The sequence below is a fragment of the Luteolibacter algae genome (assembly GCF_042683045.1).
In the GTDB taxonomy this organism is placed as follows: Bacteria; Verrucomicrobiota; Verrucomicrobiia; order Verrucomicrobiales; family Akkermansiaceae; genus Luteolibacter; species Luteolibacter algae.
Genome location: NZ_JBHUIT010000025.1, coordinates 1 through 9,238 on the forward strand (window position 1 = coordinate 1; position 9,238 = coordinate 9,238).

A 9,238-nucleotide genomic window follows, 5' to 3' on the forward strand; every position below is an offset into this window, starting at 1 on the left:
CCGCCCCTCTCCTTAGACAAACACCAGCCACGTTAGCTCTAGTTTAGAACTGTCCAGAAAATGGGGTCAGGCCAAGTCCTTATTATTTCCGCATCGCGGCGGATTACATTCATCTCAATCCAGCACGGGCAGGACTAGTGGGAACCGGGCGGGGGAAGCTGATTGATTATAAATGGAGTAGCCTCAAAGCTTACGTAACGGGTAAGGGGCCGGATTGGATGGTTTTGGACAGGGTTTTGGCCGCCTTTGAGTTATCGAAGGATGGGCGAGGACGTAGGGCATATCTTGCTTGGCTAGAGGCGAGGGCTGAAAATGATGCGGGAGAAATCGATGAAAGTGCCATGAAAACCCTGCGAGCCGGTTGGTATCTGGGTGAGAAGACATTTGCCGATCAGCTGCGATCTCTATTTGAGCGAGAAAAAGGGCAGTTGGTAGGGCGCGATTCAGTGGGGCGATCCCATAACGAAGCAGAAGCGGAAAATTTAGTAAAACGCACAGCACCACTGCTCGGAATGCCCATAGATCAGGAAGGTTTATCAGTGTTGAGGAAAGGTGATTTACGCAAAGTTTTGCAATAGCTACGCTATTGCGTGAGCGCACTGCTGTGAGCAATCGCTGGGTTACAGAACGATTGCACATGGGACATACAGGTGGCGTGAGTCGATTGATTGGACTGTTTAAAAGAGATCGTAAAAACCTAGAAAAACTCGAAGAAACATGGGAAATGTTAAAGTCCGGCACCTGACCCCGCAGATTCTCAGACCTCGCAGATTCTCACCAAACAACTTACCTATCCATGAGTATCCCGAGTCGAATAAAATTCATGATGGCTTTTCCTGAAACGTCGCAACCGCTGCATGAGTTCTGGATGTGCGTTGCGGATTTCATGAGAAGTGGCGACATGCTGCCGGATAAACTCAGACTATCACAGATTGCGGGACACCCTGAACACATGCGCTCGGAGAGGGGACTTAGCCTTTCTCCAGAGGAAGTTGCGCATGTAATCGCAGACCGGAGACTGGACGGATTTCATGTCGATACTGGGTATACAAATCGAAGTCTTGATTTTAACTACACGACTCTAACTGATGGAAGTGCGGCCCACTTCACCCACCGGGTTGAGCCGAACACCAAGGCGCCCGACGACTGGTCCGCCCTAATCGCCAAACTCCTGAGCCGCTGGCCATCAATCGGCGCCTGGCAGTATTTCAATCCCTACCAAGCGTGGCAGTGGGCGAATGTAAAATATGATTCCTATGATTCGATGTTTGGGGCTTTTCCCCCTAGCTACCGAACATTCACGGATCTGGACTACGACGAGAAAACTTCCGTCGGGCCTCCCCGGATTTTCATCGACATCTCCAAGAATCCAGGGCGCCCTCGTTCGCTGAGACCTGACATTCGGTTCAGCCCGATCAACTTTTTCCCCACCGCCGAAATGTGGCTCGGCCCGCACTTCTGGCAGTATGCAAAGTGCACGAAGGAGGAGGCGCTGGCGTCGGACTTCTTTATCGAGAAGCGCGACACGCCGCATTACCTCTACCTCAAGTGCTGGCCCGAGGCGTTTACGCGTCCCGATGGCGAGCAGGGTCGGATGCAGCAGCGTCTCTGGAAGCTCTTATTCCACGAGGACTGCGAGTGGCCGCCCGGCTCCGGCACCATCTGCGACGAGCCGATGTATGGTCCGCCGGAACTCATGCCAGCGGAAGCGGATCAGAAATCCAAAATCGTGACGTAGAGCGATGCCCGATGCTGTCGCCGGAACGAAGGCCACCTGGTCCACCTGCAATCGACCGCTCCGTCACGCCTTCTGCTTTTCAAATGCGTTCAAATGCAGATGTTGCGCTCCTCGCTAGCCCGCAGGTGGTTCGCGGGGCGGTCGCGGCCTCAATGGTCGTCTTTTGCCGGTGACTGAGAATCATCGGATATGGAATGATGTGAAATCATTCTTCGGAGCTGACTTGTTTTGCCAGTTCTCCGAGGGTGCTGATTGCTTTCATGGTGCGTTCATCGAAGGCAAACCCACAGCTAAGGCGAAAGCAATTTTTCAATCCGCATGAGGGTGAGAACAAAGAACCTGGCACAAGGCTGATTCCTTGTTCAAAGGCCAGCGCCGCGAAGCGCTCGGAATTGAAGGCAGGCTCCATCTCGACCCATAGGACGAAGCCGCCGGCGGGTTGGTTTACTCGGCAGGTATCCGGGAAATGCTCGATGACTGCCTGGCGCATTTTCGCACACTGGGTCGCATACAGTCGACGGACTCTCCTGAGATGGCTGTCGTAGCCACCAGCTTCAAGGAACTCGGCGATGATTAGCTCGGAGGTGGTGGAGCTGGAAGGGCACCGGATGGTTTTGAGCTCATGAATGGCATCATAGTATTTGCCGGGAACCATCCAGCCTACCCGAAGTCCAGGGGTGATCGTTTTCGAGATCGCTCCGCAGTGGATCACGTTTTTCCCGAAGCAGGCAAGTGATGGAGGCCTATGGCCATCATGGGCGAGATCACCATAGAGATCATCTTCGATAATGGTGAAATTGTGCTCTTCGGCGAGCGCCGCGAGACGTTTTTTTGCATCGATATTCATCACGCTCCCGATGGGATTCTGATAATTCGGCTGGAGGAGGCAGGCTTTGATTTTATGGCTGCTGAGGGCGAGCTTAAGCGCCTCGATGACGACACCATCCCTGGGATCGACAGGCAGTTCGATGACTTTCAAGCCCAGACTTTGAACGATTGAAAGCAGCCCGAAAAAGGTCGGCGTTTCGATGGCGACGAGATCCCCCGCCTTGCACGTGGCGAGAAGTGAGAGTAGCACTGCCTCCGTGGCGCCTTGGGTGGTTATGATCTCGTCTGGAGAAGCTTTGAGCCCGGCGGAAAGTAATCTGCGTGAGAGGGCCACCCGCAGCTCTCTCCGGCCCGGAGGAAAGGTCTGGCTGAAGGATTCCGCTCCGTAGCGGCGGATCACACTATTGGAAATCGAGGCGAGCTTGGCAGTCGGGATAATATCACTACCGGGCACTGCTGCACCAAAAGGGACGACATTCGGATCCGCAACGGCGCTCATTACCGTATCCAGGATGGAGCTGCTGCTGATTTCGATTGGGCGGCGGATGGACTTCGGCGTCTGGGGGAATGAGGATTCGCTGAGAACCGGAGGTTTCACATAGTATCCGGATCTGGGCCGGGCTTCGATAAGCCCCTCGTCCTCAAGCCGCCGGTAGGCTTCCATCACGGTAGTGATGCTCACTCTGTGTTCCACGCTTGTCCGACGCACGGATGGGAAACGATCGCCCGCACTGAAAGTCCCGCTCCGTATCAGCTCTGCCAAACGGTTGGAAAGTTCCTGGTATAAAGTCGGCTTCGCGATCATCGGCAATAGGCTATCGGCCGGCGATCTTTCTGTGGAGATACAGATGGAAAGCTAGACGGGATGTACAGTTTGTTTTTTGTGTCGTTGTACTGCAATACAAAATCATTCTCTGCATCTGTGCTTTAATGTGGAATTCCAGCATAGTAGGTGCATGAAGGCTTCCACGTCTCACATCACTAGAATAACACCACCGCAAAGCAGCAATACCGTCCTTTCCCGGAAGACAGGATCGCTCATGGGCACTCTTGCCAAGGTGATCGTGATGTATTGGGCTACGCCATTCGGCTGCGAGCTCGCGGTAAAGCGTTTTGAAAGAAAACTGCCTTGAGGGAATTAAAAAAGCACCCGCCGTTAAGTGGGCGGGTGCTGATTATCGGGAACCGTTTTTCCGTGGGGATTTAGATCATCCCGAGCTTCATTTTCCCTTCTTCCGTGATCATGTCCTGATTCCAGGCCGGATCCCAGACTAGCTCCACATTTGCTTCGTCGATCTCATCGATCGTCATGATTTTTGCCTGAGCATCGGCAGCGATGACAGGGCCCATTCCGCAACCAGGTGCGGTGAGAGTCATTTTCACTTGGACAACTTTTTTGTCATCCACCTGCTGGATAACGCAGTCATAGACAAGGCCAAGATTGACGATATCGACAGGAATTTCCGGATCGTAAACGCCTTTCAGCTGGGCCCAGACCTGTTCCTCAAGTGGAGCGTCTTTCAGGCGGACGGCATCTGCTTGCTTCTTCTTTTCCTCTTCCGGATCGACACCCAATGCGTCCGCGTCCTGTGAGGAGATCCGTGCGAGACCCTGGGAGGTGGCAACAGTATAGGTCCCGCCAAGGCGCTGGGTGATGAAAACCGCCGTCCCTGCGGGAAGCGTCATGGAATCGCCGCTTGGGATCTGGACTGCGGATACCTCGCGGGAGAGTTTGATTTCGTCGTGCATGAGAGGAATAAAAGCCAGCCTGAGCCCAGGGGCAAGGCGCATTCGATATTCTAATTCGGGAAGCTTGTGCTTTGAAAGTGACAGGAAGCGGAACCGGCCGTAGTTTCCTCGGGAAGGTATGTGGCAGTTTATCGACGAACATTGGAAAGACGCTATCGAGATTCTCGTTCTGGCCTTTCTGATCTATCAGCTGTATCGGGCGTTTCGGGCGACCCGTGGGGCGCAGATCCTTGTCGGGTTAGGGCTGATTCTTGTCGTCCTGGCATTGATCACCCAGATCTTCCAGTTCGAGGTAATCGGCTGGCTTATCACCCGTTCCGCCGCGGTTCTGGCCTTCGCGCTGCTCGTGATTTTCCAGCCGGAGCTCCGTAATGGCTTGGCCCGTCTGGGGAGTAGCCGGTTCTTTTCCTTCTCAAGCAAGCGACGCCTGGCCTTTGTGGAGCGCCTCGCGGATGCGGTTGTCTTACTCTCCAAAAAACGCATTGGAGCACTGTTTGCCATTCAGCGGGACATCACGCTGAAAGAGCAGCTGGAGACTGGTGTTGTCCTCGATGCGCAATTTACCCCGGAGCTGGCGATGAGTGTGTTTTTTCCAAAATCCCCGCTTCACGATGGCGGGATGATCATCGCGGACGATCGTGTTGCCGGCGCTGCGTGCGTATTTCCCGTCACGGAAAAGGAAATGCAGGATCGCTCCACAGGGCTCCGGCACCGGGCGGCAATCGGTCTGACCGAGCGCACGGATGCCATCGCCGTAGTGGTGAGTGAGGAAACCGGCAGTATATCGATTTCCGAAAACGGCTCACTGCACCGTAACTTGACTGAAAAACAATTCCGCGAGAAAATCTCTGAGATCTTCATCTCCGGCCCACCATCCAATGAAACTGAGACTGTCGAAAAACTGGATAGCGAAACTTCTGTGTCTTCTTCTAGCGACCGGGATATGGTTTCTGATTAAAGGCCATTTGGCGACCTTGCCCAGCAGTGGCGATGGCTTTTTCTCAGGAACCCGCGACGTGATCGTGGACGAGGAAGCGCTGGAGCCAAAGCGCTAGAGCGCACTCCACCGCTACCGAGCTAGGTGGGGAATTTTTTTTGTAACAAAAACGTCACGAAGCACCGCTTCTTGCGGAAGTGAAATGCCACTACTTCCAGCGCGTCTAAGATGGCCGCCAAAACGATGCCATCCTGCTCGCTATGGCATCTTCACGCATTATCCCCCGGACAGTTTTCGCTTCTTCCAGCAGCCATATTGGCATGTTGGCACCGTGCCATCGCGCAGCAGGCTACCTTCTTATATTGAGTCTCGGGCTGCCTCCGTTGCCGCTTCTCGCTGCCGCAAAAGACTTCACGGAGCCGGATCTCCCGGAAATGATGTGGGATCCTCTGCCTGTGCAGCGGCCCAACCCGTTTGTCTGGCCACTGCCCGAGCCGCTTCCGCTTGTCTACCGCGCACCGCGCAGAAACGTCGATAGAAAATCTTTCCCGGCATTTGATACGTCGACTTCCGTAGCTGGTAGCCCTTTCTCCAAAAACGAGGATGAACCCTGGTCTCCTGCATCGGTGAATCCCATCGCTCCACCGGATGGCATTCCGGTGAACGGCACACCGGCCGGCCTGGCCTTTATGGAAAAGGCCGTAGGAGACGGGATCATTCTCGGCGAGGTTTCCGACGCGACCACGCTCAATCCCATTGCCGGTGCACTTGTCGAGATTCCAGGCACGGGGCGGACTGTGGAGACCGATGCCCAAGGCCGCTTTGAAATCAGTGGCCTCCCTGCTGGCACCTTCAATATCGAGGCCTCGCAGCTTGGCTACTTCACGGATACCACAGTGGTCACCGTTATCGAATCGTCACCTTCGGAGATCCGCTTCGGTCTCCGTGTGAAGCCGACCGATGACAGCGCCAACGAGTTCACACTCGAAGAGGAAACCGTGGTAGGCGAATATCAGGGCGAATCCGGCGGGGACCTTTTCCTTGATCTGAATACCGGCGGCACTTTGTCTTCCGGCTTATCGAAGGATGACTTTTCGACGTCCGCAGTCAGCGATGCGGCGGATGCGGTCTCCAAAATTTCCGGAGCCAATATCATCGGTGGCAAGTATGCGGTGGTTCGGGGACTTGCCGATCGTTATTCGAACACTCTTGTCAACGGAGCCGTCGTTTCTTCCGCGGACCCGTCACGGAAAGCTGTTCAGCTGGATCTTTTCCCTTCCGATCTTTTGGACAGTCTTTCGATCCAAAAGACCTTTACTCCTGATCTCCCCGCGGATTTCGCCGGGGGAACCGTGTTGATCGAGACCCTAAAGATACCGGAAGAAAGAATTCTAGAGCTTTCCGTCGGTGCAAAATTCAAAGACTCATTGGACGGTGACTTCTATGTCCCGGGAGGGCAGAGACTCGATTATTGGGGAGACGGAGCGAGGGAGTTCTCCTCTGCAATAGGTGAACGTGGCGGTAGCAATAATCCTAATCCGTTTCCTTCGGGCGTTAGCACAGGTGCAAGCTCAAACCAGACGGTGAGCCCAGCCCAAAAACTAGCCAAAGAGCAATGGAGTCTCTTGCACAGCAATGGATCCTTTATTCCGCAGAAAGCGAAGCATCAGGATCTTTACGACTATAGCGTAACCTACGCGGATTCGTTGGATTTCGGGAATGATATGAAGTTGGGTTGGGTCTTTGCTCTCACCCGCGAGCAATCCGCAGACGCTGAGCGTGACGTGGCAGTCAGCCGGCTTACCTCTGTAAATGGTCCGCTTGAACTTGATCTTAATCAGACTGAAAACAGATATACGGAAAGCGTGGACTGGGGGAGCCTCATCAGTGGCACATTCCAGCTCAACAAAAACAATGTAATCAACTACACCCGTTTCACCAACAGATCTGCTGAGAATGAGGTTAATAGAATCCGTAATATCCAGAGTCTCCGCACCGATGGACCAGCGATTTTTGATCCTACAAATTATCGCTACAATTACCTTGGTGCATCCGGTCTGGCGTCTCGTTCATCAGACATCACCAGTTATACAGACAGGACCCTGGAGATAAATCAGTTTTCCGGCAGTCATGCGATCACTGATTCTAAGGAGCGGGACCGTGTCCGTGTCTCGTGGCTATTGAGTGATTCAATCGCCGAGGAGCTCCGGCCGGATGTGAGAACGCTGCGGTTCACAACAGTCGATTTTGCGGATCCACGCCTGCAGGGGATCATTGCCGGGGCTCCCAATAACCCTGGTCCCTACAATCCCGATCTGGGAACGATTGACACGTTGTCCAATCTTATCGGAGGAAACCCGCCCAACCCCCAAAGGCAATCGTTTTCAACGATAGATGAGGGAGAGAACAGCAGGGTAGATATTGAGTTGCCCTTCTACTTCGATGATGAAGTTGACAGTAAGAGAAGCTTCACGCTCAAGGCTGGCCTGAACAACTCGGAACGGACCCGTGAATCCAGGGGGGATAACTACGCGTATTTCATCGGAACCAACCGCCCTCCTTCCTCCGTGGATTTGGATGTGCTGTTCCGGGACCTCTACAATAACTTCGATAGCCTTCAATGGATTATCGGCGCAAGTCGGCCTGGCCGTGGGGAAGACCCCTATGCCGCGATCTCGATTAGCGATACCTCGGCTCTGGGGACGCTGATTCTAAACAGTGATACCGGTGTCGAAGTGGAGGCCCACTATCTCTCGGGAGATTTCCAATGGGATGAGTGGAATGTCTTCGGGGGAGCGCGTGTTGAGAAGGCAACCCGCTCCTACAATGCCCAGATTCTGAATGCTTCCGGGGTGAATTTGAACAACCCAACCCAGGTTTCCACCATTGGACAGACAGATATCGTCTCCAATGAGGTTTACCCGTCTCTGGGCTTATCCAGAACATTTGGAGATAGCGATGAGTTTTCCCTGACAGCTGCCTGGTCCAGAACTGTGGCGCGGCCGACCTTCCTGGAATTCGCACCTATCATTACAGAGGATCAAGCCACCGGGGATGAACTACGAGGAAATCCGTCGCTGAAGGATTCGGAAATCGAGAACATCGATATCTCCCTTTCCTGGAATCCAGAGCCTAAAACCGTGGTGGGGCTCTCAGTCTTCAATAAAAATCTCACCAATCCGATTACCAAGGTTCTGGGACAAAAAGCCGCCGGCGGCTTCTTCGTAAGCTACGAGAACGCCGAGTCTGGCAGTATCCAAGGAATAGAACTGGAAGCTGACCATGTATTGAGTGAAAACTGGAGGCTTTCCGGAAACCTCACTTACCTGGCGTCTCAATTGAATCCAGGAATTACTACAATTCCCATTTTTGCAGAATCGTTTGAAGGTCAGCCAAATTGGATTTTCAATTTGAATTTGGGTTATTCACTGCCAGACGAGCGCTTCACCGCAAATCTTATCTATAATCTCACGGGTGAATATCTATCGGCCGTGAGCGGATCCAGCTCGGTTCCAAGCGTTGTGAGGGACGCTTCCAACACGCTCGATCTTGTGTTGAGGAAAAGTTTCGAAGCTCCCTGGGGTGACAACACTGTCACCTTTAAAGTCACCAATCTATTGGATGATTCAATATCATTTTCTTACGAAGGATCCGGAGCCAACTACTCCAATTACTCCCCTGGTAGAACCTTCACGGTCTCGCTCTCCAGCGAATTCTAATTTCCTACGACTAACCTAAAAATAATACAGAAAACATGAAATCAATTCGATATCAGGTGTCCGTAATCGCGGCATCCATAGCCGGAGCAAGCCTCGCTCACGCGGCGCCTACTCCAATCAGCGCCCTTCCGGGTGTTGATTCCGGCCCAGGCGGCGCAGGTCCTTTCCGTGTCACCGGAGACGTTACTCTCACTACAGGAACAGACTACGAGCTAGATGAAAACATCTACGTGGATGGCGGCACGCTCACCATCCAGCCGGGTGTAA

At 53.4% G+C, this 9,238-nt stretch carries 8 protein-coding genes; 6 read left to right on the forward strand and 2 right to left on the reverse strand.

From position 1 onward, the window contains the following. Positions 1–341: 341 nt before the first annotated feature. Together ACFSSA_RS11315 and ACFSSA_RS11320 are read left to right on the forward strand one after the other, a co-directional pair. Entirely contained in the window at positions 342–578 is a 237-nt protein-coding gene (locus tag ACFSSA_RS11315; RefSeq protein ID WP_386820559.1) for a hypothetical protein, read from the forward strand. Positions 579–823: 245 nt separating this feature from the next. After that, positions 824–1,738 carry a hypothetical protein gene (locus tag ACFSSA_RS11320; RefSeq protein ID WP_386820560.1) on the forward strand — a complete coding sequence of 305 codons (915 nt, stop codon included), beginning with the start codon at positions 824–826 and terminating at the stop codon, positions 1,736–1,738. A gap of 205 nt (positions 1,739–1,943) precedes the next feature. Here the strand turns inward: ACFSSA_RS11320 and ACFSSA_RS11325 are convergent, their stop codons facing one another. Further along, positions 1,944–3,371, reverse strand: a complete 1,428-nt coding sequence (locus tag ACFSSA_RS11325) for an aminotransferase-like domain-containing protein (protein WP_386820561.1) — start codon at positions 3,369–3,371, stop codon at positions 1,944–1,946. A 151-nt stretch (positions 3,372–3,522) separates the two neighbouring features. Here ACFSSA_RS11325 and ACFSSA_RS11330 point away from each other — a divergent pair, with 151 nt between their 5' ends. Next, on the forward strand, positions 3,523–3,699 hold the full coding sequence (locus ACFSSA_RS11330; RefSeq protein ID WP_386820562.1) for a hypothetical protein: 177 nt from the start codon (positions 3,523–3,525) through the stop codon (positions 3,697–3,699). A 70-nt stretch (positions 3,700–3,769) separates the two neighbouring features. On the opposite strand, the gene sufT is transcribed toward ACFSSA_RS11330, so the two are convergent. Beyond that, positions 3,770–4,315 carry a putative Fe-S cluster assembly protein SufT gene (sufT, locus tag ACFSSA_RS11335; protein WP_386820566.1) on the reverse strand — a complete coding sequence of 182 codons (546 nt, stop codon included), beginning with the start codon at positions 4,313–4,315 and terminating at the stop codon, positions 3,770–3,772. A gap of 118 nt (positions 4,316–4,433) precedes the next feature. On the opposite strand from sufT, the gene cdaA reads away from it, so the two are divergent. The 3 genes from cdaA to ACFSSA_RS11350 all read left to right on the forward strand — a co-directional run. After that, positions 4,434–5,273, forward strand: coding sequence for a diadenylate cyclase CdaA (cdaA, locus tag ACFSSA_RS11340; RefSeq protein WP_386820563.1), 840 nt, complete (start codon positions 4,434–4,436; stop codon positions 5,271–5,273). Between the two features lie 239 nt (positions 5,274–5,512). Continuing rightward, positions 5,513–8,971 carry a TonB-dependent receptor gene (locus ACFSSA_RS11345; protein ID WP_386820564.1) on the forward strand — a complete coding sequence of 1,153 codons (3,459 nt, stop codon included), beginning with the start codon at positions 5,513–5,515 and terminating at the stop codon, positions 8,969–8,971. A 35-nt stretch (positions 8,972–9,006) separates the two neighbouring features. Next, a partial coding sequence (locus ACFSSA_RS11350; protein WP_386820565.1) for a hypothetical protein occupies positions 9,007–9,238 on the forward strand: 232 nt, incomplete at its 3' end.

Coding starts and splice junctions, on each gene's coding strand:
- ACFSSA_RS11315 (WP_386820559.1), top strand. CDS start 342: ATGAAAACCCTGCGAGCCGGTTGGTATCTGGGTGAGAAGACATTTGCC.
- ACFSSA_RS11320 (WP_386820560.1), top strand. CDS start 824: ATGATGGCTTTTCCTGAAACGTCGCAACCGCTGCATGAGTTCTGGATG.
- ACFSSA_RS11325 (WP_386820561.1), bottom strand. CDS start 3,371: ATGATCGCGAAGCCGACTTTATACCAGGAACTTTCCAACCGTTTGGCA.
- ACFSSA_RS11330 (WP_386820562.1), top strand. CDS start 3,523: ATGAAGGCTTCCACGTCTCACATCACTAGAATAACACCACCGCAAAGC.
- sufT (WP_386820566.1), bottom strand. CDS start 4,315: ATGCACGACGAAATCAAACTCTCCCGCGAGGTATCCGCAGTCCAGATC.
- cdaA (WP_386820563.1), top strand. CDS start 4,434: ATGTGGCAGTTTATCGACGAACATTGGAAAGACGCTATCGAGATTCTC.
- ACFSSA_RS11345 (WP_386820564.1), top strand. CDS start 5,513: ATGGCATCTTCACGCATTATCCCCCGGACAGTTTTCGCTTCTTCCAGC.